This is a genomic window from Streptomyces sp. GD-15H, assembly GCF_045291515.1.
Taxonomy (GTDB): Bacteria; Actinomycetota; Actinomycetes; order Streptomycetales; family Streptomycetaceae; genus Streptomyces.
The window spans coordinates 2,347,791-2,371,241 of record NZ_CP149447.1 but is presented as its reverse complement, the minus strand read 5'-3'; the positions used below and the strand labels follow the sequence as shown (position 1 = coordinate 2,371,241).

Below are 23,451 nucleotides of genomic sequence, written 5' to 3'. Positions count from 1 at the left end.
TCGGTGCCGGGTGGCAGGATCGAGGCATGCCTGACGAGCTCGATCCCACTCCCTACGACGCCCTGCTGCTGCTCTCCTTCGGAGGCCCCGAAGGCCCGGACGACGTGGTCCCGTTCCTGGAGAACGTGACACGCGGGCGCGGCATCCCCAAGGAACGCCTGAAGGAAGTCGGGGAGCACTACTTCCTGTTCGGCGGGGTCAGCCCCATCAACGAACAGAACCGCGCCCTGCTGGACGCGCTGCGCGAGGACTTCGCCGCCCACGGCCTGAACCTGCCGGTCTACTGGGGCAACCGCAACTGGGCGCCCTATCTGACCGACACGCTGCGCGAGATGATCCGCGACGGCCGCCGCCGCGTCATCGTCCTGGCGACCAGCGCCTACGCCTCGTACTCCGGCTGCCGCCAGTACCGAGAGAACCTCGCCGACGCCCTGGCGACGCTGGCGGCCGAGGGCCTGGAGCTGCCCGAGGTCGACAAGCTGCGGCACTACTTCAACCACCCCGGCTTCGTGGAACCCATGGTCGACGGTGTCCTCCGCTCGCTCGCCGAGCTGCCCGAGGAGGTGCGCGACGGCGCGCACCTCGCCTTCTGCACCCACTCGATCCCCACCGCCTCCGCCGACACCTCCGGTCCCGTCGAGGAGCACGGCGACGGCGGCGCGTACGTACGGCAGCACCTGGACGTGGCCCGGCTGATCGCCGACGCCGTACGGGAGCGCACCGGCGTGGAGCACCCCTGGCAGCTCGTCTACCAGTCCCGCTCCGGCGCCCCGCACATCCCCTGGCTGGAGCCCGACATCTGCGACCACCTCGAGGAGCGGCACGCGGCCGGGGCGCCGGCCGTGGTCATGGCCCCCATCGGCTTCGTCTCCGACCACATGGAGGTCATCTACGACCTCGACACCGAGGCCGCGGCCAAGGCGGGGGAGCTGGGCCTGCCGGTGCGCCGCTCGGCGACCGTGGGAGCCGACCCGCGGTTCGCCGCCGCGATCCGCGACCTGATCGTGGAGCGCGCGGCCACCGAGCGCGGCCAGGAGGACGTCACCCCCTGTGCCCTGGGCGCCCTGGGTGCGAGCCACAACCTCTGCCCGGTGGGCTGCTGCCCGGCCCGTGCCCCGCGTCCCGCCGCCGCGGGTGCCGACAGCCCCTACGCGTGAGGAGCGCCGTGACCGACCCCCTGCACGCGGAACTGCTGGAGCTGGCCCGCGAGGCGGCGCGGCGCGCGGGTGAGCTGCTGCGGGACGGCCGCCCGGTCGACCTCGAGGTCGCCGCGACCAAGTCCAGCCCGATCGACGTCGTCACCGAGATGGACATCGCGGCCGAGAAGCTGATCACCGGTCTGATCGCCGAGCGTCGGCCGGACGACGGCGTCCTCGGCGAGGAGAGCGGTACGACCGAGGGCACCAGCGGCGTCCGGTGGGTGATCGACCCGCTCGACGGAACGGTCAACTACCTTTACGGACTGCCCACTTGGGCCGTCTCCATCGCCGTCGAGCAGGACGGCGAGACCGTGGTCGGGGTGGTCGCGGCTCCGATGCGCGGCGAGACGTACCACGCCGTCCGAGGCGGCGGCGCCCGTGCCACCGGTGCCTGGGAGGGCGAGCGCACGCTGATTTGCCGCCCCGCGCCGCCCCTCGACCAGGCCCTGGTCTCGACCGGCTTCAACTACGTCACCGAGGTCCGCACCCATCAGGCCGGCGTCGCGCAGCGGCTGATCCCGCTCCTGCGGGACATCCGGCGCGGCGGCTCGGCCGCGGTCGACCTCTGCGACCTCGCCTGCGGCCGCCTCGACGGCTACTACGAGCGCGGACTGCATCCCTGGGACCTGGCGGCGGGTGACCTGATCGCCCGGGAGGCGGGCGCGCTGACCGGTGGACGACCCGGTGAGCGCCCCTCGTGGGATCTCACGGTCGCGGCCACCCCGGGCGTCTTCGAGCCCCTCCAGCGGCTGCTGGAGGACTTCGGCGCCTGGCACGACTGACGGAAGGACGACCGGGGGAGGCCCCGGCGGGAGACGACGAAGCGGGCCCCCGGTGCTGGATTCACCGGGGGCCCGCCTCGATCGCATTCACGCATAGGTACCGACGCGCTGGTGCTGACGCGGCCGGGTTGATCAGGCGTAGGCCGCGCCGACCTCCACACCGTGCTCGGCAGCGAGCCGGCGCAGGTCGTCGAGCTCGCCCTGCTCCACCTCGACGAGGAAGTCGTCACCCTCGTCGCGGGCCCGGGACAGATCGGACTCGGTCGTCCTTATGCGCTGCAGAAGTCCTGCGGTGAAAGCGTCCATGCTGCGCCCCCTCGTCCTGGGTCGTGGGTCGATGGCACGACGGTGTGCCGTTCGAAAGGGGCGATCACGTCTGCGGTGGATGACCGGCGCCGCTCGGCCCGGGGGCTACGGCGTCGGACACCCGTGTCCGCTCTGCGGGAAACGGACTGATGCGCACCACGGGGCAAGCAGAGCGTGATCGCGGGATGTAAAGCCGTCCTCCCCAGGCTCCCTTCCGCGGAAACCTCACCGCACGAGAAAATCTCGTATTCCCGTACCGTTCTTCCGGACGTTCCCCTGTCCTGTGCCCCGCGCCATCGCCCGTTCCCGGTCGCGCGCCCCGGGCCACCGTCCGCTTCCCCGCCTTACAGCCGACTTATGGCCGAAAAGGGCAGGATGGAGGCAACACACCCACCAGCACCCCGCTCGCACGCGCTTCGGAGCGCTGCCCGGCGGGACTTCAGGAAGGACAAACGACGTGCGCGTACTCGTCGTCGAGGACGAGCAACTGCTCGCCGATGCGGTGGCCACCGGACTGCGCCGGGAGGCCATGGCCGTCGACGTCGTGTACGACGGTGCGGCCGCCCTGGAGCGCATCGGAGTCAACGACTACGACGTGGTCGTCCTCGACCGCGACCTCCCCCTCGTGCACGGCGACGACGTGTGCCGCAGGATCGTCGAACTCGGCATGCCCACACGCGTGCTGATGCTCACGGCCTCCGGCGACGTCAGCGACCGGGTCGAGGGCCTGGAGATCGGCGCCGACGACTATCTGCCCAAGCCCTTCGCGTTCAGCGAGCTCATCGCGCGCGTGCGAGCCCTGGGGCGGCGCACCAGCGTGCCGCTCCCGCCGGTCCTGGAACGCGCCGGGATCAAGCTCGACCCCAACCGCCGCGAGGTGTTCCGCGACGGCCAGGAGGTCCAGCTCGCGCCCAAGGAGTTCGCCGTCCTCGAGGTGCTCATGCGCAGTGAGGGTGCCGTCGTCTCCGCGGAGCAACTGCTGGAGAAGGCCTGGGACGAGAACACCGACCCGTTCACCAACGTGGTGCGGGTGACCGTCATGACCCTGCGCCGCAAGCTGGGCGAGCCACCGGTCATCGTGACCGTGCCCGGCTCGGGCTACCGGATCTGATTCCGTGGCCGCCACCCCCACACCCGCCCCGGGGTCCCCGCAGGCACCTCCGAAGCCCACCTGGGACCCCCGCAGGCCGGTACCGCCCTTTCCCTGGCTGCGCCCCACCATCCGGATACGGCTCACCCTGCTCTACGGCGGCATGTTCCTGATCGCGGGCATCCTGCTGCTGTCGATCATCTACCTGCTCGCCGCGAACGCGCTGAACGTGGGCAGTGACCTGCCCTTCCAGATCCTCTCCGGGCAGGTGTCCAGCGACATCTGCCATCTGCGTAGCAACGAACTGCCCGCGGACGAGCTGAACAGAGCGCTGAACGACTGCGTCAACGAGCAGCGCCAGCACGCCCTGGACAACCTGCTCAGCCGCTCCCTCCTCGCCCTGCTCGGCCTCGCGATCATCGCCTTCGCCTTCGGTTACGCCATGGCCGGCCGGGTGCTGTCGCCGCTGGGCCGGATCACCCGCACCGCACGCGCGGTGGCGGGCTCCGACCTGTCCCGCCGGATCGAGCTGGACGGCCCGGACGACGAGCTCAAGGAGCTGGCCGACACCTTCGACGACATGCTGGAGCGGCTGCAGCGGGCCTTCACCGCCCAGCAGCGCTTCGTCGGCAACGCCTCGCACGAACTGCGCACCCCGTTGGCGATCAATCGCACACTCCTCGAGGTGCACCTCTCCGACCCGGACGCTCCGGTGGAGCTCCAGCAGCTCGGCAAGACGCTGCTGGCCACCAACGAGCGCAGCGAGCAGCTCGTCGAGGGTCTGCTGCTGCTCGCCCGCAGCGACAACCAGATCGTCGAGCGCAAGCCGGTGGATCTCGCCGAGGTGGCCTCCCAGGCCATCGATCAGGTGCACGCCGAGGCGCAGGCCAAGGGCGTGGAGATCCGCGGCGACCAGAAGCCCGCGGTCGTCCAGGGCAACGGCGTACTGCTGGAGCGGATCGCCCTGAACCTGGTGCAGAACGCCGTGCGTTACAACGTCGCCGAGCGGGGGTGGGTGGAGGTCACCACCCAGGTCCAGCACGGGCAGGCGGTCCTGGTGGTGACCAACACCGGTCCGGTGGTTCCGGCGTACGAGATCGACAATCTGTTCGAGCCTTTCCGGCGGTTGCGCACCGAGCGGACGGGTAGCGACAAGGGGGTCGGACTGGGGCTCTCCATCGTCCGGTCGGTGGCGCGGGCGCACGGTGGGCACATCTACGCCCAGTCGCATGAGGGAGGTGGGCTCGTGATGCGGGTCACCCTGCCGATCTGACATCATGTCGCCGACACGCGGGGGTGTTCGCTTTCGGCAGAATGCACGGAGGGTGTCTCCGTCGCCTCCTGTGGGATCGCTCACAGGAGCGATTCCCGGTCCATTCACTCTCCGTGATCATGAAACCGCCGAAAGGCCGGGAAAGTCCCGGTTTTCAGGGGCCTTGATCACGGGAAGTACAGGGTGAGGCGGCTTTGGAGTGCCGCGTTCGGACCGTGTACGGTCCCCATCGCATCCAAGCCGATCACTCATGAGGAGTTCGGTTGGGTGTCGATTGAGTAACAGACCTTGATGTGAGGCAAAATCTCCGCCTCAGGTCGGGCACAAGTCCGGCCTCTCACGCGTTACGTGCGCTGGAGACACCGCATACACCCAGAGGGGGAGAGCGACAATGGCAACCGACTACGACACTCCACGCAAGACCGACGACGACGTCGACTCGGACAGTCTTGAAGAGCTGAAGGCCCGCCGCAACGACAAGTCGGCCTCGGCCGTGGATGTCGACGAGTTCGAGGCCGCCGAAGGCCTCGAACTGCCCGGGGCGGACCTCTCGAACGAGGAACTGGCCGTCCGGGTCCTGCCGAAGCAGCAGGACGAGTTCACGTGCATGAGCTGCTTCCTCGTGCACCACCGCAGCCAGCTGGCCCGGGAGAAGAACGGTCAGCCGATCTGCCGCGACTGCGACTGAGGGCGGGTCGGCCGTGACTGGCTCGACCCCTCCTCGGAAGCGCCGCTTCCTCGCCAGGGGAGCGGACTCGGGGCCGCAGGACGGCCCTCAGCGTGACACGCGTGACCACGAGCGAGGCTCAACCGACACCGGGGCGGCCTCGCTCGAACCCGCGGGCGACCGGGGTGACCTCCCGGTATCCGCGGAGGTCCCCACCACCGCGCCAGTGGCTCGCGGGCGTGCCGCGGCGTTCCGGGACAAGGCAGGGGAAGGCGCCCGCAAGGGCGGTGCCCGCGCGCGTGCGGCCCTGGCGTTCCTCGCGGACCGGATCATCGACACGGCCCCGCGGGTGCCCGTGAGGGACCTGCGGACGCTGCGCGGGCAGTTCCCCGGACTCGGTCCCGAGGAACTCGCGGACAAGCTGGTGGCGGGCGCGGCGAGGGCCACGGCGACGGTCGGGGCCGGAGTCGGCGCGGCGGCGATGATGCCCGTGCCGCCCGCGATGCCGACGGAGCTGGCCGCCGAGGTCACCGGCGTCGCCGCGATCGAACTGAAACTGATCGCCGAACTCCACGAGGTCTACGGCGTACGACCGGCGGGCACCCTCGCACAGCGCAGCACCGCGTATCTGAACGCCTGGTCGCAGGAGCGCGGGATCGAGGCGACCAAGCCCTCCACGGTGAGCGCGGCGATGAACAGCCGCATGAAACGCGAACTGCGCCAGCGGATCGTGAAGCGCACCGTGCGCAATCTGCCGAACCTCATGCCGTTCCTGGTGGGAGCCGCCGTCGGCGCGGTCATGAACCGCAGGGACACCAGAAAGCTCGCCACCCGCATCCAGGCCGACCTGCGCAAGATCCAGGTCTCCTGGGACGCCCTGCCCGCGCTCCCGGCCCTCGAGACCCCGGTCGACGCCCTGGACCTGCACACGTTCACCGGCGGCAGCCTCCGCAAGGAACGCAGCCTCCGCAAGGAACGCGGCGGCCGCAGGGGCCGCGGCGTACACCGAGGCCGCCTGGACGGGAACGACGGGTCCGGCGACGTCGAACCCGGGGAGCGAATCCGGAGAAGGCGGACATAGAGCCCCCTGAACCCCACCGGCCCTGTACCGCCCCAGCCTTGCCCGGCCGTGCTAGGCGGCGGCCTTCGCCGCCCGCAGTGCCTCCGCCAGCCGCTCCGGCTCACGCGTCGACAGGAAGGCGTACGGCGTCGGGTCCTCCGGGTCGGTGATCTCCACCCGCACCGCCCCCGGGATGTAGGCCCGCAGCAGCATGAAGCAGCGCGGGTCCGCCCGGTGGGTGCGCCAGGCGCGGGCCTCCTCGGCGTCCAGGACCTCCGCCTCGCCCAGTGCCGTCACCGGGATCCTCGCCTCACCGGCGATCAGCAGGCCGCCCACGACGCGGATGCGCACCGAGCCGTACGCGCTGACCACGACCGCCGCCGCAGCGCTGCCGACGGCCAGGCCACCGAGCATCGGCAGGGTGCCGAGCGGCAGCACGATCAGGGCCAGCGAGACACCCGCGAGCAAGGAGATCAGCCACCAGGAGCGGGGCGCGGTCAGGCGTTCTTCGTACGGGACGGCGGAGAGCTGCATGGATCCCAGCTTGGCAGGTGTCGGGGGATGGCCGACGCGCGGGTAAGGTCTGCGCCTGTGAGTGGTACTTCCTCAGCTCTTCAGCCTCCCGCCGATGCCGTGAAACCGGTGCGCCACCCGGACGCGCCCGCACCCGGTGAGCTCCTGGGCGCGCACTACGGCCAGTGTTTCGGCTGTGGCGGCGAACAGCCCCACGGGCTGCACCTCGAGGCGCGGGCGGGCGAAGGGGTGTCGGTCACCGCCGCGTTCACCGTGCGGCCCGCCCACCAGGGCGCCCCCGGCCTGGCGCACGGCGGGGTGCTCACCAGTGCCCTGGACGAGACGCTCGGCTCGCTGAACTGGCTGCTGCGGACGATCGCCGTGACCGGCAGGCTCGAGACCGACTTCGTGCAGCCCGTGCCGGTCGACACCACACTCCATCTGGAGGCGGAGGTGACCGCGGTGGCGGGCCGGAAGATCTACTCCACCGCCACCGGACGCATCGGCGGTCCCGGCGGCCCGGTCGCCGTCCGCGCCGACGCGCTCTTCATCGAGGTCAAGGTCGACCACTTCATCGACCACGGACGCCCCGAGGAGATCCGGGCCGCCATGGACGACCCGGACCAGGTCCGCCGGGCCCGCGCCTTCGAGGTGAACCCGTGAACGAGCCCCGCCGCGACGGCCGGCTCGAGGTGCTGATCCGGCGCGTCGACCCGGACGTACCGCTTCCGGCGTACGAGCACCCCGGTGACGCGGGCGCCGATCTGCGCACCACCGAGGCGTGCGCACTCGCGCCCGGTGAACGGGCCGTCCTGCCCACCGGAGTGTCTGTGGCCCTGCCGGAGGGGTACGCGGCCTTCGTGCACCCGCGGTCCGGGCTGGCCGCGCGCTGCGGCGTCGCCCTGGTGAATGCCCCGGGGACGGTTGACGCCGGGTACCGTGGGGAGATCAAGGTGATCGTGGTGAATCTCGATCCGCGCGAGGCGGTGCGGTTCGAGCGCTTCGACCGGATTGCCCAACTGGTTGTCCAGCAGGTCGAGCGGGTCCGTTTCGTGCCGGTCGCGGAGCTGCCCCGCTCGGTACGGGCCGAGGGGGGCTTCGGGTCCACCGGCGGCCATGCCGCGGTGGAAGGCAAGAGCGGCACAAGCGTTCAGGCCGCCGAGGGCGGCACAGCGGGTGGGAATCGATACGCTTCGGTCGTATCCGACCGGGAAGGACAGTGACGTGTTCGGACGTCGCAAGAAGAGGGATGCCGCCGAGGACGCGGCCGGCGAGGCCGAGCAGGTCGTCGACGGTGTCGACGCGGAGGCGAAGGGCGAGCCCGAGCGATTGAGGCTCGAGCCGGCACCGCGGCCCGACGGGCCCTGGGACAGTTCTGAGGTGAGCGCGCCCGGCGAGGGCCGGGTCGACCTGGGCGGTCTGTTCGTGCCCGGCGTGGACGGCATGGAGCTGCGGGTCGAGGTCGCGGGCGACGCGATCGTCGCGGCCACCGTCGTGGTGCGCGACAGCGCCATCCAGCTGCAGGGCTTCGCGGCCCCCAAGCGTGAGGGCATCTGGGGCGAGGTCCGCGAGGAGATCGCGTCCGGCATCACCCAGCAGGGCGGCATCATCGACGAGGTCGAGGGTCCGCTGGGCTGGGAGCTGCGCGCCCAGGTGCCGGTACAGCTGCCGGACGGCACGGGCGGTTTCCAGGTCGTACGGTTCGTCGGCGTGGACGGCCCGCGCTGGTTCCTGCGCGGGGTGATCTCGGGTCAGGGCGCGGTGCAGCCGCAGGCCGCCGGGCTGCTGGAGCAGATCTTCCGGGACACGGTCGTGGTGCGCGGGGACGGTCCGATGGCGCCGCGCGACCCCATCGTCCTGAAGCTGCCGAACGACGCCCAGATGGTCCCCGAGGGAGTCCAGCAGGACGAGGGCTCCGAGGGCTCCCGTTTCGCGGGTGGCATGGGACAGCTGGCGCGCGGCCCGGAGATCACCGAGGTCCGCTGAGTCTGCTGGGCGGGGCAGGGCCGCACCCGGCCGGGTGCGGCCCTGCCCCGCCCACCCGCCCCGACCGTTGATCGACCGGGTGTCCGGCAGCGATACTGGCGCCCGGTCCAGCGGCGACGCGCGCGGCCGGTACACGAGGGAGCGGGCGAATGAGCCAGGCGGTCGGCCAGGTGGTCACCGAGACCATGGTGCGCGTCGAGAACGTGCACAAGTCCTACGGCACCGGAGCCGCCGCGGTCCACGCCCTGCGCGGTGTCTCCTTCGACGTACCGCGCGGTGAGCTGGTCGCCCTCAAAGGGCGCTCCGGATCCGGCAAGACCACCCTGCTCAACATCGTCGGCGGCCTCGACACCCCGGACGAGGGACGGGTCACCGTCGACGGCCTCGACATCGCCGACCTGGACGAGAACGGGCTGCTCGCCCTGCGCCGGGACCGGATCGGCTTCGTCTTCCAGTCCTTCGGGCTCATCCCCCTCCTCACCGCGGCCGAGAACGTCGGCGTCCCGCTCCGGCTGCGCCGCGCCGACCCGCGCGAGCGCGAGGAGCGCGTGGACCTGCTGCTGTCCCTGGTGGGCCTCGCCGACCACGCGGCACAGCGGCCGGGCGAGCTGTCCGGCGGCCAGCAGCAGCGGGTCGCCATCGCCCGCGCCCTCGCCAACAACCCGGCCCTGCTCATCGCCGACGAGCCGACCGGCCAGCTCGACGCGGAGACCGGCCACTCCGTGATGGAACTGCTGCGCGCGGTCGTACGCAGCGAACAGGTCACCGCAGTCGTCGCCACGCACGACGCGACCCTGCTCGGCCTCGCCGACCGCGTCCTGGAACTCGGCGACGGCGAGATCGTCGAACCCTGACGGACGCTGACGGCCGACCGGCAGCGTTCCGTCCGGGTCCGGCAGCGTCCGTCAGGGTTCCGTCAAGGACGTGCTCCCCACCCCGACCAGCACCTTTCGCCGTGCCGGACGACCGTAGGGTCGACTCCGTACGGGCAGCGCAGGCAGCCGGCGCGGACGGCAGGCACAGACAGCGCTGCCCGCCGACCGGAAGACAATGAGGGCATGGGACGCGGCAGACTTCGGATCCACCTCGGCGCGGCACCGGGCGTCGGCAAGACGTACGCGATGCTGTGCGAGGCGCAGCGCCGTGTCGAGCGGGGCACCGACTGCGTGGTGGGCTACGTCGAGCACTACGACCGGCCGCGCACCAAGGCGCTGCTGGACGGCCTCGAACAGATACCGCGCAAGGAACTGGAGCACCGCGGCACCGTCCTCCCCGAGATGGACCTCGACGCCGTCCTCGACCGCCGCCCCCAGGTGGTCCTCGTCGACGAACTCGCCCACACCAATGTGCCCGGTGCGCGCAACGCCAAGCGCTGGCAGGACGTGGAGGAGCTGCTGGCCGCCGGGATCGACGTGCTGTCGACCCTCAACATCCAGCACCTGGAGTCCCTCGGCGACGTCGTGGAGTCGATCACCGGCGTACGGCAGCGGGAGACCGTACCGGACGAGGTGGTACGACGGGCCGAACAGATAGAGCTGGTCGACATGACGCCCGAGGCGCTGCGCCGCCGGATGGCGCACGGCAACGTCTACCAACCGGACAAGGTCGACGCGGCCCTGTCGAACTACTTCCGCCCCGGCAACCTCACCGCACTGAGGGAACTCGCGCTGCTGTGGGTGGCCGACCGGGTCGACGAGTACCTGCAGCGGTACCGCAGCGAGCACGATGTCTCCGCCATCTGGGGCTCACGCGAACGGATCGTGGTCGGCCTGACCGGCGGGCCCGAGGGCCGCACCCTGATCCGCCGTGCCGCGCGGCTCGCGGAGAAGGGCGCCGGGGGCGAGGTGCTCGCGGTCTACATCGCCCGCGGCGACGGACTCACCGCCGCCTCGCCGGGGGAGCTGGCCGAGCAGCGGACCCTGGTGGAGAACCTGGGCGGCACCTTTCACCATGTCGTCGGGGACGACATCCCGGCCGCCCTGCTCGCTTTCGCGCGCGCGGCGAACGCCACCCAGATCGTGCTGGGCTCCTCGCGCCGCAAGGCGTGGCAGTACGTCTTCGGCCCCGGTGTCGGCGCGACCGTGGCGCGGGACTCCGGTCCCGACCTGGACGTGCACATCGTCACCCACGAGGCGATCGCCAAGGGACGCGGACTGCCGGTGGCCCGGGGCGCCCGGCTCGGGAGGTCGCGGGTGGCGTGGGGCTGGGCGGTCGGGGTGGCGGGTCCCGCGGTGCTGGCCCTGCTGCTCAACGCCTTCGACCCGGGCCTGGCCAACGACATGCTGCTGTTCCTGGCGCTGACCGTGGCGGCGGCCCTGCTCGGCGGCCTGCGGCCGGCCCTGGTCTCGGCGGCCTGCGGCTCGCTGCTGCTGAACTACTTCTACACCCCGCCCCTGCACCGCTGGACGATCTCCGACCCGAAGAACATCGTCGCCATCGTGATCTTCGTCGCCGTCGGTGCGGCGGTGGCGTCCGTCGTCGACCTCGCAGCCCGCCGTACCCATCAGGCGGCCCGGCTGCGCGCCGAGTCGGAGATCCTCTCGTTCCTCGCCGGCAACGTGCTGCGCGGCGAGACCGGCCTGGAGGAGCTGCTGGAACGGGTCCGCGAGACATTCGGCATGGAGTCGGCGGCGCTGCTGGAACGCGCCGGTGACGTCGAGCCCTGGACCTGTGCCGGACGGGCCGGCGCGGGACCGCTCCTCGAACGGCCCGACGACGCGGACGTGGACGTTCCGGTCGGGGACCACATGGCGCTGGTACTGACCGGCCGGGTCCTGCCCGCCGAGGACCGCCGGGTCCTGGGCGCCTTCGCGGCGCAGGCCGCCGTCTCCCTGGACCGCCGACGGTTGCGCGCCGAGGCCGACCGGGCGCGCACCCTCGCCGAGGGCAACCGCATCCGCACCGCCCTGCTGGCCGCCGTCAGCCACGACCTGCGCACCCCGCTCGCCGGGATCAAGGCGGCGGTCTCCTCACTGCGCTCCGAGGACGTCGACTGGTCGCCCGAGGACCGGGCCGAGCTCCTGGAGGGCATCGAGGGCGGCGCCGACCGGCTGGACCACCTGGTGGGCAACCTGCTCGACATGTCCCGGCTGAACACCGGCACGGTCACCCCGCTGATCCGCGAACTCGACCTCGACGAGGTGGTGCCCATGGCCCTCGGCGGTGTCCCCGAGGGAAGCGTCGCCCTGGACATCCCGGAGACGCTGCCCATGGTCGCCGTCGACCCCGGACTGCTGGAGCGGGCGGTGGCCAACCTGGTCGAGAACGCCGTCAAGTACGCTCCGTCCGGCACCCCCGTCCTGGTCGCCGCGAGCGCGCTCGCCGACCGGGTCGAGGTGCGGGTGGTCGACCGCGGTCCCGGCGTCCCCGACGACGCGAAGGACCGCATCTTCGAGCCCTTCCAGCGTTATGGCGACGCCCCGCGCGGGGCCGGTGTCGGCCTCGGCCTGGCGGTGGCGCGCGGCTTCGTCGAGGCCATGGGCGGCTCGCTGAACGCCGACGACACCCCCGGAGGCGGCCTCACCATGACGCTGACCCTCCGCGCGGCGGGAACACCACCGGAGCCCGGCCGCCCCGCCGAAGCGGCGGAGCCCGCCCGTCCCGCAGAACCGGAAAGACCGGAAAGACCGGAAAGGCAGTCCTCATGACCCGTGTGCTGGTGGTCGACGACGAGCCGGCGATCGTGCGCGCCCTCGTGATCAACCTCAAGGCCCGCTCGTACGAGGTCGACGCGGCCCAGGACGGCGCCGAGGCCCTCCGCCTGGCCGCCGCCCGCCACCCCGACGTGGTCGTCCTCGACCTGGGCCTGCCCGACATGGACGGCGTCGAGGTGATCAGGGGACTGCGCGGCTGGACCCGGGTGCCGATCCTGGTGCTCTCCGCCCGGCAGGCCTCCGACGAGAAGGTGCAGGCGCTCGACGCGGGAGCCGACGACTACGTCACCAAGCCCTTCGGCATGGACGAGCTGCTGGCCAGGCTCCGCGCCGCCGTGCGCCGGGCCGAGCCTTCCGGTGAGGACGACCTGAGGGTGGAGACCGACGGGTTCACCGTCGACCTGGCCGCGAAGAAGGTGCACCGGGACGGCAAGGACGTACGGCTGACCCCCACTGAATGGCATCTGCTGGAGGTGCTGGTGCGCAACGGCGGCCGGCTGGTCGCGCAGAAGCAGCTGCTGAGGGAGGTCTGGGGGCCGTCGTACGGGACGGAGACCAACTACCTGCGCGTGTACATGGCGCAGCTGCGCCGCAAGCTGGAGACCGACCCGTCCCACCCGAAGCACTTCATCACCGAGCCGGGCATGGGCTACCGTTTCGAGCGGTGAGCGCACGCCCCGGCGGGCCGTGCCGGGGGCGGCCGTCGGGGAGGGGCGGTTCGGACCACGGTTCAGGTGCCAGTTCGAGCCGGTTCACCAGGGGGTACGTAACCGTCGGAGCATCCCGGTACGCTTTCGGGTATGAGTGCTGTTCCTCGCTCGGACAAATCGGCGGGCCGATTCCGGCGCATGCTCGACCGGCTCTCCTCGTCGCAGGAGGACCTGGAGTCCGAGGAGCTGCGTGAGGACGCGGAGACCGCCGGCTGTACGCGGATAGGTGACTGCCAGGACCGGCAGATCGTCACGGTTACTGGTACTTTGCGCACGGTCACGCTGCGGCCGCGCGCGGGAGTCCCGGCCCTGGAGGCCGAACTGTTCGACGGCTCCGCCGCGCTGGACGTGGTGTGGCTCGGTCGGCGCTCCATCGTCGGGATAGAACCGGGGCGCAAGCTGATCGCATCGGGCCGGATCGCCATGAGCAGGGGTCGCCGGGTGCTGTTCAATCCGAAATACGAACTGAGACCCCTCGGACGGGAGTAGCCGGTGACGTCGCTCGACAAGCCGACAACCGAAGACACATCCGCGGACGACGCCAGGGCGGTGACCGAGGCCGCTCTGTTCGAGGCGTTCGGCGGAGTGCGGGGCATGGTCGAGACGGTGCTGCCCGGACTCCTCTTCGTCAGCATCTACACGATCAACAAAGACCTGCACATGTCCGCGCTCGCGGCGCTCGCCGTGTCGCTGGTGATGGTCGTGGTCCGGCTGGCGAGGAAGGACACCGTCAAGCACGCCTTCAGCGGCGTCTTCGGCGTCGGCTTCGGTGTGGTCTTCGCGATGATGACGGGCAACGCCAAGGACTTCTACCTGCCGGGCATGCTCTACACCCTGGGCCTGGCCCTGGCGTACATCATCACCGCGATGGCCGGTGTCCCGCTGATCGGCCTGATGCTGGGCCCCGTCTTCCGGGAGAACCTCTCCTGGCGCACCCGTAACCCGGGCCGCAAGAAGGCGTACACCAAGGCCAGTTGGGCCTGGGGCCTGATCCTGCTCGGCAAGAGCGCGATCCTGTTCCCGCTGTACTGGTGGGCGGACACGACCCAGCTGGGCTGGGTCCTGGTCGCCCTGAAGATCCCGCCGTTCCTGCTCGCCGTGTACCTGACGTGGGTGTTCCTGGCGAAGGCGCCGCCGCCGATCGACGTGTTCGCGGAGATGGAGGCCGAGGAGCGGGCCGAGGAGGAGCGCAAGGCCGCTCGTGAGGAGGAGACGGCGGAGAACGGCGAGGCGACGACGACCGGCCGGCACCGCCGCCCCTGAGTTCTGTGGCCGAGTACGTGAGTGGGGGCGCCCGGCGATCGCCGGGCGCCCCCACTCACGTACTGGCCGCTGTCGTCGTCGGTCAGCGCGCGGCGTCGTTCCGGCGTGCCGACAGCAGGTCCTCCAGCTGTCCCTCGCGGGACTGGGCGGCCACGAAGAGCAGCTCGTCGCCCGCCTCCAGGGAGTCCTCCCGGGTCGGGGTGAGGACGCGCGTCCCACGGATGATCGTGACCAGCGAGGTGTCCTGGGGCCACTGGACGTCGCCGACCTGGGTGCCCGCCAGCGCCGACTCCTCGGGCAGGGTCAGCTCGACCAGGTTGGCGTCACCGTGACTGAAGCGCAGCAGCCGGACCAGGTCGCCGACGCTGACCGCCTCCTCCACCAGGGCCGACATCAGGCGCGGGGTGGAGACGGCGACGTCCACGCCCCAGGACTCGTTGAACAGCCACTCGTTCCTGGGGTTGTTCACCCGGGAGACGACGCGCGGGACGCCGTACTCCGTCTTCGCCAGCAGGGACACGACCAGATTGACCTTGTCGTCGCCGGTCGCGGCGATGACGACGTTGCAGCGCTGGAGCGCCGCCTCGTCCAGGGACGTGATCTCGCAGGCGTCGGCGAGCAGCCACTCGGCCTGCGGAACGCGCTCGACCGAGATGGCGGTCGGCGCCTTGTCGATGAGCAGGATCTCGTGGCCGTTCTCCAGCAGCTCACCCGCGATCGAGCGACCCACGGCGCCGGCTCCGGCAATGGCGACCCTCATCAGTGACCGCCCTCCTCTTCGGGGCCTTTGGCGAACGCCGCCTCGACCCGGTCGATCTCGTCGGTGCGCATCATCACGTGCACCAGGTCCCCCTCCTGCAACACCGTCTGGGAGCTGGGCAGGATCGCCTCGCCGAGCCGGGTGAGGAAGGCCACGCGGACGCCGGTCTCGTCCTGCAGTTTGCTGATCTTGTGCCCCACCCAGGCCAGGGAGGTGTGCACCTCGGCGAGCTGGACCCCGCCGGTGGGGTCGCGCCACAGCGGCTCCGCGCCCGAGGGGAGCAGCCGGCGCAGCATCTGGTCGGCGGTCCAGCGGACCGTCGCGACCGTGGGGATGCCCAGGCGTTGGTAGACCTCCGCGCGGCGGGGGTCGTAGATGCGGGCGGCGACGTTCTCGACGCCGAACATCTCACGGGCCACCCGCGCGGCGATGATGTTGGAGTTGTCCCCGCTGGAGACGGCGGCCAAGGCGCCGGCCTCCTCGATGCCCGCCTCGCGCAGGGTGTCCTGGTCGAAGCCGATCCCGGTGACCCGGCGACCGTTGAACATGGAGCCCAGACGGCGGAAGGCGGTCGGGTCCCGGTCGATCACGGCGACCGTGTGCCCCTGCTCTTCCAGGGTCTGGGCCAGGGTGGCACCCACCCTTCCACAACCCATGATGACGATATGCATCGCGTCACACCGCGCTTCCTGCAGGCCCGTCGACCTTCATGACCATCGTGCTCATGTCTCTCTTTCGGCTCGCCGGGCAACCCGTGGCGGCCTGAGTGCGGCCCGCCGGGCAACATCATGCCGGGGTGGCGCGATTCCGATGCCCTCCGGGGTTCCGACCGCAGTGTGCGGGTGCGCGTGCGGGTGCCCGGGTCCAACGTATCGGCACGGCGGGGCGATCAGCGGCGGGTGATGCTGCGCACGCTCGCCAGGGTCAGAATCCCGAGGCCGAGAAGCGCAGCCATGGCACCGATCAGTTCGGCGGACGCGTGCATGGAACCTCCACGGAGAGGCAACGGACGGGGCCCAGTCATATAGGCATGGAACCGGCGCCTCCCGCGGAACCCGCAGCGCCACCACCCCGTGTTTTCACCCGGAGAGCAGAGGCGTCCGCCCGCGCCCCGTCCCGCGACACGGGTTCCGTACGGAAGCCGTTCGGAACCCGTACGGAAGCCGTATGGATGTGGGCGGCGGGTGGGTGGCCCTGTGTTCGAACGCCTACGATTCTCAGTTGTGTCCAAACTGACCGACGTGCCCAAACGCATTCTCATCGGGCGCGCGTTGCGCAGCGACCGCTTGGGCGAAACGCTTCTGCCCAAGCGCGTCGCACTCCCCGTCTTCGCCTCCGACCCGCTGTCCTCCGTGGCGTACGCGCCCGGTGAGGTCCTGCTCGTCCTCTCCCTCGCGGGTCTGTCGGCGTACCACTTCAGCCCCTGGATCGCGCTCGCGGTCGTCGTGCTGATGTTCACCGTGGTCGCCTCCTACCGCCAGAACGTCCACGCGTACCCGAGCGGCGGCGGCGACTACGAGGTGGCGAACACCAACCTCGGCCCCCGGGCGGGCTTGACGGTCGCCAGCGCCCTGCTCGTGGACTACATCCTCACCGTGGCCGTGTCGATCTCCTCCGGCATCGAGAACCTGGGCTCGGCGATCCCGTTCGTCGTCGAGCACAAGGTGGCCTGCGCGGTCGGTGTGATCGTGCTGCTGACGTTGATGAACCTGCGCGGGGTACGGGAGTCGGGCACGCTCTTCGCGATCCCGACGTACGTGTTCGTCGCGGGTGTCTTCACCATGATCGCGTGGGGCGCGTTCCGCGACGTGGTGCTCGGCGACGACATGCGGGCACCGACCGCGGACTACGAGATCAACCCCGAACACCCCGGCCTGGCGGGCTTCGCGCTGGTCTTCCTCCTGCTGCGCGCCTTCTCCTCCGGCTGCGCCGCGCTCACCGGCGTCGAGGCGATCTCCAACGGCGTACCCGGCTTCCGCAGGCCCAAGTCCAAGAACGCGGCGACCACGCTCGCGATGATGGGCCTGCTCGCCGTCACCATGTTCTGCGGCATCATCGCGCTGGCCCGGGCGACCGACGTCCGCATGGCCGAGAACCCGGCCACGGACCTGGTCCACAACGGCGTACCCCTGGGCGCGGACTATGTGCAGCACCCCGTGATCTCGCAGGTCGCCGAGGCCGTCTTCGGGCACGGCAGTTTCCTGTTCATGGTGCTCGCCGCGGCCACCGCACTGGTGCTTTTCCTCGCCGCGAACACCGCGTACAACGGCTTCCCGCTGCTCGGCTCGATCCTCGCCCAGGACCGCTACCTCCCGCGTCAGCTGCACACCCGCGGCGACCGGCTCGCCTTCTCCAACGGCATCGTGCTGCTCGCCGGTGCCGCCGGCGTGCTGGTGTGGGCCTATGACGCCAGCACCACGCGCCTGATCCAGCTCTACATCGTCGGCGTGTTCGTGTCCTTCACCCTCAGCCAGACCGGCATGGTCCGGCACTGGAACCGCCTGCTGGCCACCGAGAAGCAGCAGACCCAACGCCGTCGCATGATCCGCTCCCGGGCCATCAACGCCTTCGGCGCCTTCTTCACCGGCCTGGTGCTGGTCGTCGTCCTCGTCACCAAGTTCACCCACGGCGCCTGGGTCGCGCTGCTCGGCATGTGCTTCTTCTACCTGCTGATGACGGCCATCCGCAGGCACTACGACCGCGTCTCCGACGAGATCGCCGCCCCCGAGGTGCCCGGCGACGACATGGTGCGCCCCTCCCGCGTCCACTCGGTCGTCCTGGTCTCCAAGATCCACCGCCCGGCGCTGCGCGCCCTCGCCTACGCCAAGCTGATGCGCTCGGACAGCCTGGAGGCGCTCAGCGTCAACGTCGACGCGGCGGAGACCAGGGCGCTGCACGAGGAATGGGAGCGGCGCGGCATCGACGTGCCGCTGAAGGTGCTGGACTCCCCGTACCGCGAGGTCACGCGGCCGGTCATCGAGTACGTCAAGAGCCTGCGCAAGGAGGCGCCGCGGGACGTGGTGTCCGTGATCATCCCCGAGTACGTGGTCGGTCACTGGTACGAGCAGCTGCTGCACAACCAGAGCGCGCTGCGTCTCAAGGGACGGCTGCTGTTCACGCCCGGCGTGATGGTGACCTCGGTGCCGTACCAGCTGCAGTCGTCGGAAGCGGCCAAGCGGCGTGCCCGCAAGCGGGCGGACTGGGCGGCGCCGGGGTCGGCGCGGCGGGGCCGGCGGAGCGGGGTTCCGGGCAGCGGTCCAAGGACTCCTCCGGACACACGTAGACTGGACGGCTGTTGTCGCGGGCCACCGCCCGCACCTTCGCCCCCGATGTTGTGGAGTCATCCCGCCATGCAGGCAGAACCGAGGAAATCGTTGGTGGGGGAGGAGTACGAGGTCGAGGTCGGCCCCGTCGCCCATGGCGGCCACTGCATCGCCCGTACGTCCGAGGGACAGGTGCTGTTCGTCCGGCACGCGCTGCCCGGCGAGCGGGTCGTCGCGCGGGTGACCGAGGGCGAGGAGGGGGCCCGCTTCCTGCGCGCGGACGCGGTGACGGTGCTCGACGCCTCCAAGGACCGGATCGACGCCCCCTGCCCGTACGCCGGGCCCGGCCGCTGCGGCGGCTGCGACTGGCAGCACGCCAAGCCGGGAGCGCAGCGTCGGCTCAAGGGCGAGGTCGTCGCCGAACAGCTACAGCGGCTCGCCGGGCTCACGCCCGAGGAGGCCGGCTGGGACGGCACGGTGGTCCCCGCCGAGGGCGACAAGCTCCCCGCCGGCCAGGTCCCGGCGTGGCGCACGCGCGTGCAGTACGCGGTGACCGCCGACGGCCGCGCGGGACTGCGCCGGCACCGCTCGCACGAGGTCGAGCCGATCGACCACTGCATGATCGCCGCGGAGGGCGTCAGCGAGCTGGGCATCGAGAAGCGGGACTGGACGGGCATGGACTCCGTCGAGGCCATCGCCGCGACGGGCTCGCAGGACCGCCAGGTCGTCCTGACCCCGAAGCCGGGCGCGCGCCTGCCCCTGGTCGAACTGGACCGGCCGGTCTCGGTCCTGCGCATCGACGAACGCTCCGGCCAGGTCCACCGCGTCCACGGCCGCCCCTTCGTCCGCGAACGGGCGGACGGCCGGACCCACCGGGTCGCGAACGGCGGCTTCTGGCAGGTCCACCCGAAGTCGGCGGACACCCTGGTCACCGCGGTCATGCAGGGCCTGCTGCCCCGCAAGGGCGACATGGCCCTCGACCTCTACTGCGGCGCCGGTCTCTTCGCGGGCGCCCTGGCCGACCGGGTCGGCGAGCAGGGCGCGGTCCTCGGCATCGAGTCCGGCAAGCGCGCGGTCGAGGACGCCCGGCACAACCTCGCCGACTTCCCCCGCGCCCGCATCGAACAGGGCAAGGTCGACTCCGTTTTGCCCCGCACGGGCATCACCGAGGTCGACCTGATCGTCCTCGACCCGCCCCGCGCGGGCGCCGGCCGCAAGACGGTGGAGCACCTGTCGTCCCTGGGCGCACGGAAGATCGCCTACGTCGCCTGCGACCCGGCGGCCCTGGCCCGCGACCTGGCGTACTTCCGGGACGGGGGGTACCGGGTGCGGACGCTGCGGGCGTTCGACCTGTTTCCGATGACGCATCACGTGGAGTGCGTGGCGATTCTGGAGCCAGTGCGGAAGGGCGCTTGACCTGCGGTTCTGTGGCGCGTAATGCTCGCTCGACCTGTTTCCCTTCGTGCAGCGGGTCGAGCGGGCAGATTACTCGTCAACGATTCCTGACCTGCGACTTCGGCGGGGAGGTGAGCGCACCGGCGACGCTGTCAAAGACTCGTTCGAAGATTCTTGACGCTCGGATGACGCTTGGCTCGGGGTCAGCCGCACGGCTCTGGCTGTTGGCGACCTTGGCGCCGGGCCTTGGCCGTGTCCGCCGCCATCGTGTCGGCAGGGCAGTGGTGGGCCACCCGGGTCCGTAAGCAGCAGAGCCGTTCGCGCCCCGACGCTGATGACGAATCACCCTGACACGCGGGGCAGGGAAGCGCGATGTCGAGCCCACCCTGCGATCAGCGGCCTGCGTGCCTGCGGAGGTATTGACTGACCACCTCGTTGAACTCCTCGGCGCGTTCGACCTGGGACCAGTGCCCGCACTGGCTGAAGAGGTGTGCGTCGGCGTTCGGGATGGTGTTCAGAAGTTCCCACGTCCGCGAGACCGGGATGACCACGTCCTGCATCCCGTGGATCAACAGCAGGGGTATTTCCAGTTTCGAGAGTGCATCGAGGTCAAGCGGCAGCACGTCCCGGTCGCGGTCGCGGGCTGCCACGACCTCTTTCAGCCGGCTCGACGCGCTGTCGTTCAGGGCTGCCTGATAGCGCAGGTTGACCAGTTCATCGGTGACCAAGTCCGTGTCCACGACGAACTGCTCCAGGGTGCGGCGGATGCCGGCCGGCGACAGTTCGGGCTTGGCATGGCCCGCCAACGCTGCGGTCTTCTTCGCGCCTCCGGTGCCCATCGAGACGATGCCCAGGAGACGCTCGGGGGCGTCGATGGCGAGCTGCAGGGCGACCCAACCGCCGATCGAGTTGCCGATGATCCAGGTCTTGTCGATGCCCAATGCGTCGAGGACGCGCAGCGCATGCCGGCCCCACTCCCGGATCCCGTATTCGGTGCCCGGTGTCACGACGGTCTGGCCGTAGCCGATGGAATCGATGGCGATGCAGCGCCCCTGCTCCGCGAGGCGAGGCAGATTCAGCCACCAGTTGGCGGCGGCGGTGACACCGGTCCCGGAGCCGTGCAGGAAGAGGATCGGGGACCCTTCGCCGAGCTCGTGGTAGTGGGTGAGCTCGCCGTCACCGGTGGGCAACCACTTGTCTTCGAGGCCGAAGAAGGCGGCGGTTCGATACTCGGGGATCTCGATGGTGGTCATCGGCATTCCTTTCACTGTGTTGTCCTGCAACGGCCGAGGTGCCGGTCACGACCGGCGGGTGAGCTTCTCGATGACGGCATGAACGCCCACGACGTTGTTCACCATCTGGGTCACGCGGACATCCGCAGCGATGGAGCAGAGGCTGTAGGCCTCTTCTGGGTCGAGACCTTCCTCGACCAGCCAGTTCACCAGATCGTCCACCGCGTCATGGGCGGCTTCCTCAAGGGTCTTCCCGAAACCGGTGGAGACGAAATGAGTCTCGGTTTCGGCCCGGGGGGTACGCAGCCGCACTCCCTGTTCCACCGTGAACCGCAACCGGACATGGTCCATGCCGGTTTCGATGGCGGTCTGGTTCACTTCGCCGTCCCCTTGGACCGCGTGGCCGTCACCGCAGTAGAAGCCGGCGCCGTCCCGGAAGACGGGCAGTCTGAGACTGGCGCCGACGACGAGTTCGGAGAGGTCCATGTTGCCGCCGAAGCAGCCGGGTTCCACCGTGCTCCGCGGACCGTCCTCGGCCGGCGCCACTCCCATGATGCCCAGGAACGGTTTGAGGGGAACGCGCACATTGCCACCGAGGGTGGTGGTCATGGAGCTGCGGTCCAGGTCGAAGTGGCGGATCGTTCCTGCGGGGAACCGGTCGCGGAGGACGCCCCGGCCACGGGGCTGGGCCACCACCAGGTTGAACCCATGTGCTGCGGGCGTGAGCGCCAGCACGTCCACCACCAAGGTGTCACCGGGACGCGCTCCGCGCACATGGATGGGGCCGGTGAGGGAGTGGGGCCCGAGAGCGTCCGGGAAGGCCGCCCGGAGGGCCGGGAAGTCCTCCATGACGGTGTCCGGTGTCACCTTGTTGCCCCAATGCCCCCAGGTCGACAGGGCGACCTCGTCGCCGGGGTCGACCGTGAGCACCGGCGGCGCGGCCGGATCGATCACCCCGACTCGAACGGTGTCCGGTCCGGCAGGGAGCTCGTGGACGCGGCGCCCGGGCCCCGGCGAGTCAGCCGGGGCCCGGCAGACGGACTCCTGCGTCACGCTTCGCTCGCTTCGCCGTGGCCCGGAGCCGGTTCCTGACGGATCGAGGCCAGCAGATGCTGGACAGCGCTGGTGGCGCCGGACTTGTTGTTGGCGAAGAGGATCCGGGCGAACTGTGCCCCGAGGTAAGGGTGGAACCCGAGGTCATAGAGGGTGCGGAAGTCCCGTTCCTCAATGGCGGTGCGTTCGGCCGGGGTCAACTCATAGCGGTCGAGCACGGCCGACTCGTCCTCTTCGAACTCCTGGCGCAGGTCGGCGTTCCACTTGAGGTCCTGCACCAGGTCGTGAGAGACGAGGGCTCGGTTGATGCTTTCCAGACTCATGGTGATCTCCTTTCAGCGTCCGGCAGGCGCCGACGTCATGTCCCAGCTGACGGCACCGATGCCACAGCGCCACTTGTCCCAGGCGGTGTACCCGAGGACGTCGCAGCGCCGCTCGCCGATCGCTCCCATGACGAGGATCCAGCTCAGCAGCTCTCCGGTACCGCCGCTGCCGGCCTCCTCCAGCCGCTGCAGGGTGACCTCGGCCAAGACCTTGTCGTGGTCGCCGTTCCCGAGCAGGCCGAGGAACCAGTTGTCGAAGTCCTCATCGATCCAGAAGTCCCGAACACCTCCGGGCTCGTGACTCATGCCGCCGGTGGCGAAGAGGCCGACGCGCAGGTCGGACGGCAGGTCGTTCTTGATGAGATCGGCCAGCTGCTGACCGATCTCATAGCAGCGGTGTTGATCGGGGAAGGGGGGAACCGTGACGTTTTGGAGGATGGGGATGATCGGAACGCCGCTGGCTTCGATCTCGGTCTTGACCACCGGAACCGAAATGTTGTCGTCGAAGTTGAGATTCTCGCGGGTCGCGGAGACACGCACGCCCCGCTGGTTCAGACCGTTGAGGATCTTTTCGGCGATATCTGGGCGACCCGGAATCGCGTATTCGCCGCACGCCAGCCAGTCCTTGAAGAATTCGGCCGGGCCGCGGTGCTCGGGTGCCATACCGACGATGAAATCCGGGTATTCCCGGATGCGATTGTTTGCCATGTGGTCGTTGGCGACCATGATGATCACATCGAGATCGGCCTCGCGGATCTGTCGTGCCAACGAACCGTAGGCGGAACTGACTACCTGTTGTGACTCTCGGGGTGCCTGATCGAACATGCCGACCAGGCCTGGAGCGTGGCTCGCGGCCACGGCGAGGCTGACGTTGGCCATGGTGAGGCTTCCTTTGTTGATCGAAAGGAGGATGGGGGAGCGGT

23 protein-coding genes and 1 pseudogene are annotated in these 23,451 nt (G+C 70.4%); 16 read left to right on the top strand and 8 right to left on the bottom strand.

The genetic code is table 11. The annotated features are described in order from the left end of the window. Positions 1–26 precede the first annotated feature (26 nt). Together WJ438_RS11150 and WJ438_RS11145 are read left to right on the top strand one after the other, a co-directional pair. Positions 27–1,157, top strand: coding sequence for a ferrochelatase (locus WJ438_RS11150; protein WP_406725093.1), 1,131 nt, complete (start codon positions 27–29; stop codon positions 1,155–1,157). Between the two features lie 8 nt (positions 1,158–1,165). Further along, complete coding sequence (locus WJ438_RS11145) at positions 1,166–1,981, top strand: inositol monophosphatase family protein (RefSeq protein WP_406725092.1); 816 nt, start codon at positions 1,166–1,168, stop codon at positions 1,979–1,981. Positions 1,982–2,113: 132 nt separating this feature from the next. Here WJ438_RS11145 and WJ438_RS11140 read toward each other — a convergent pair whose 3' ends face one another. Then, positions 2,114–2,287 (bottom strand): hypothetical protein, encoded by a 174-nt coding sequence (locus WJ438_RS11140; protein ID WP_406725091.1) that lies wholly within the window; start codon positions 2,285–2,287, stop codon positions 2,114–2,116. Positions 2,288–2,744: 457 nt separating this feature from the next. Here WJ438_RS11140 and WJ438_RS11135 point away from each other — a divergent pair, with 457 nt between their 5' ends. The 4 genes from WJ438_RS11135 (at position 2,745) to WJ438_RS11120 (ending at position 6,398) form a co-directional block, all read left to right on the top strand. After that, positions 2,745–3,398, top strand: a complete 654-nt coding sequence (locus WJ438_RS11135; protein WP_406725090.1) for a response regulator transcription factor — start codon at positions 2,745–2,747, stop codon at positions 3,396–3,398. Positions 3,399–3,402: 4 nt separating this feature from the next. Beyond that, complete coding sequence (locus WJ438_RS11130) at positions 3,403–4,650, top strand: sensor histidine kinase (RefSeq protein ID WP_406725089.1); 1,248 nt, start codon at positions 3,403–3,405, stop codon at positions 4,648–4,650. Between the two features lie 391 nt (positions 4,651–5,041). Then, a complete protein-coding gene (locus WJ438_RS11125) occupies positions 5,042–5,338 on the top strand; it encodes a DUF4193 domain-containing protein (RefSeq protein ID WP_003993510.1) in 297 nt (98 codons plus the stop codon). A 13-nt stretch (positions 5,339–5,351) separates the two neighbouring features. After that, positions 5,352–6,398 carry a hypothetical protein gene (locus WJ438_RS11120; RefSeq protein ID WP_406725088.1) on the top strand — a complete coding sequence of 349 codons (1,047 nt, stop codon included), beginning with the start codon at positions 5,352–5,354 and terminating at the stop codon, positions 6,396–6,398. Between the two features lie 51 nt (positions 6,399–6,449). Here WJ438_RS11120 and WJ438_RS11115 read toward each other — a convergent pair whose 3' ends face one another. Then, positions 6,450–6,911, bottom strand: coding sequence for a DUF3093 domain-containing protein (locus tag WJ438_RS11115; RefSeq protein ID WP_406725087.1), 462 nt, complete (start codon positions 6,909–6,911; stop codon positions 6,450–6,452). 57 nt (positions 6,912–6,968) lie between these two features. Here WJ438_RS11115 and WJ438_RS11110 point away from each other — a divergent pair, with 57 nt between their 5' ends. The 8 genes from WJ438_RS11110 to WJ438_RS11075 all read left to right on the top strand — a co-directional run bounded on the left by WJ438_RS11110 (position 6,969) and on the right by WJ438_RS11075 (position 14,502). Continuing rightward, the gene (locus tag WJ438_RS11110) at positions 6,969–7,553 is read left to right on the top strand and encodes a PaaI family thioesterase (RefSeq protein ID WP_406725086.1); all 585 of its coding nucleotides are present in this window, start codon (positions 6,969–6,971) and stop codon (positions 7,551–7,553) included. Continuing rightward, complete coding sequence (dut, locus tag WJ438_RS11105) at positions 7,550–8,113, top strand: dUTP diphosphatase (protein WP_406725085.1); 564 nt, start codon at positions 7,550–7,552, stop codon at positions 8,111–8,113. The genes WJ438_RS11110 and dut overlap by 4 nt, the downstream gene beginning before the upstream one ends. Before the next feature lies 1 nt (position 8,114). Further along, entirely contained in the window at positions 8,115–8,876 is a 762-nt protein-coding gene (locus tag WJ438_RS11100; protein WP_406725084.1) for a DUF3710 domain-containing protein, read from the top strand. A gap of 149 nt (positions 8,877–9,025) precedes the next feature. Continuing rightward, positions 9,026–9,730: an ABC transporter ATP-binding protein gene (locus WJ438_RS11095; RefSeq protein ID WP_406725083.1), complete on the top strand. Its 705-nt coding sequence runs from the start codon at positions 9,026–9,028 to the stop codon at positions 9,728–9,730. Positions 9,731–9,934: 204 nt separating this feature from the next. Then, entirely contained in the window at positions 9,935–12,523 is a 2,589-nt protein-coding gene (locus tag WJ438_RS11090) for an ATP-binding protein (RefSeq protein ID WP_406725082.1), read from the top strand. Beyond that, positions 12,520–13,197: a response regulator gene (locus tag WJ438_RS11085; RefSeq protein ID WP_406725081.1), complete on the top strand. Its 678-nt coding sequence runs from the start codon at positions 12,520–12,522 to the stop codon at positions 13,195–13,197. The genes WJ438_RS11090 and WJ438_RS11085 overlap by 4 nt, the downstream gene beginning before the upstream one ends. Before the next feature lie 132 nt (positions 13,198–13,329). Further along, positions 13,330–13,728, top strand: coding sequence for an OB-fold nucleic acid binding domain-containing protein (locus WJ438_RS11080; protein WP_406725080.1), 399 nt, complete (start codon positions 13,330–13,332; stop codon positions 13,726–13,728). A gap of 3 nt (positions 13,729–13,731) precedes the next feature. Then, the gene (locus WJ438_RS11075; protein ID WP_406725079.1) at positions 13,732–14,502 is read left to right on the top strand and encodes a DUF3159 domain-containing protein; all 771 of its coding nucleotides are present in this window, start codon (positions 13,732–13,734) and stop codon (positions 14,500–14,502) included. Between the two features lie 82 nt (positions 14,503–14,584). On the opposite strand, the gene WJ438_RS11070 is transcribed toward WJ438_RS11075, so the two are convergent. Next, positions 14,585–15,262 (bottom strand): potassium channel family protein, encoded by a 678-nt coding sequence (locus WJ438_RS11070; RefSeq protein WP_406725078.1) that lies wholly within the window; start codon positions 15,260–15,262, stop codon positions 14,585–14,587. Then, positions 15,262–15,933, bottom strand: coding sequence for a potassium channel family protein (locus WJ438_RS11065; RefSeq protein WP_406725077.1), 672 nt, complete (start codon positions 15,931–15,933; stop codon positions 15,262–15,264). The genes WJ438_RS11070 and WJ438_RS11065 overlap by 1 nt, the downstream gene beginning before the upstream one ends. Positions 15,934–16,485: 552 nt before the next feature. Here WJ438_RS11065 and WJ438_RS11060 point away from each other — a divergent pair. Together WJ438_RS11060 and WJ438_RS11055 are read left to right on the top strand one after the other, a co-directional pair. Further along, positions 16,486–18,525 (top strand): annotated as a pseudogene (locus WJ438_RS11060) (APC family permease); the annotation flags it as partial. Positions 18,526–18,591: 66 nt separating this feature from the next. After that, positions 18,592–19,941: a class I SAM-dependent RNA methyltransferase gene (locus WJ438_RS11055; RefSeq protein WP_406729652.1), complete on the top strand. Its 1,350-nt coding sequence runs from the start codon at positions 18,592–18,594 to the stop codon at positions 19,939–19,941. Positions 19,942–20,312: 371 nt separating this feature from the next. On the opposite strand, the gene WJ438_RS11050 is transcribed toward WJ438_RS11055, so the two are convergent. From WJ438_RS11050 to WJ438_RS11035, 4 genes are all read right to left on the bottom strand, one after another. Further along, positions 20,313–21,173, bottom strand: coding sequence for an alpha/beta fold hydrolase (locus WJ438_RS11050; protein WP_406725076.1), 861 nt, complete (start codon positions 21,171–21,173; stop codon positions 20,313–20,315). A 45-nt stretch (positions 21,174–21,218) separates the two neighbouring features. Continuing rightward, positions 21,219–22,106 carry an acetamidase/formamidase family protein gene (locus tag WJ438_RS11045; protein WP_406725075.1) on the bottom strand — a complete coding sequence of 296 codons (888 nt, stop codon included), beginning with the start codon at positions 22,104–22,106 and terminating at the stop codon, positions 21,219–21,221. A 95-nt stretch (positions 22,107–22,201) separates the two neighbouring features. Then, positions 22,202–22,528, bottom strand: coding sequence for an extradiol ring-cleavage dioxygenase (locus tag WJ438_RS11040; protein WP_406725074.1), 327 nt, complete (start codon positions 22,526–22,528; stop codon positions 22,202–22,204). Positions 22,529–22,540: 12 nt separating this feature from the next. Next, on the bottom strand, positions 22,541–23,407 hold the full coding sequence (locus tag WJ438_RS11035; protein ID WP_406725073.1) for a hypothetical protein: 867 nt from the start codon (positions 23,405–23,407) through the stop codon (positions 22,541–22,543). Positions 23,408–23,451: the final 44 nt, after the last annotated feature.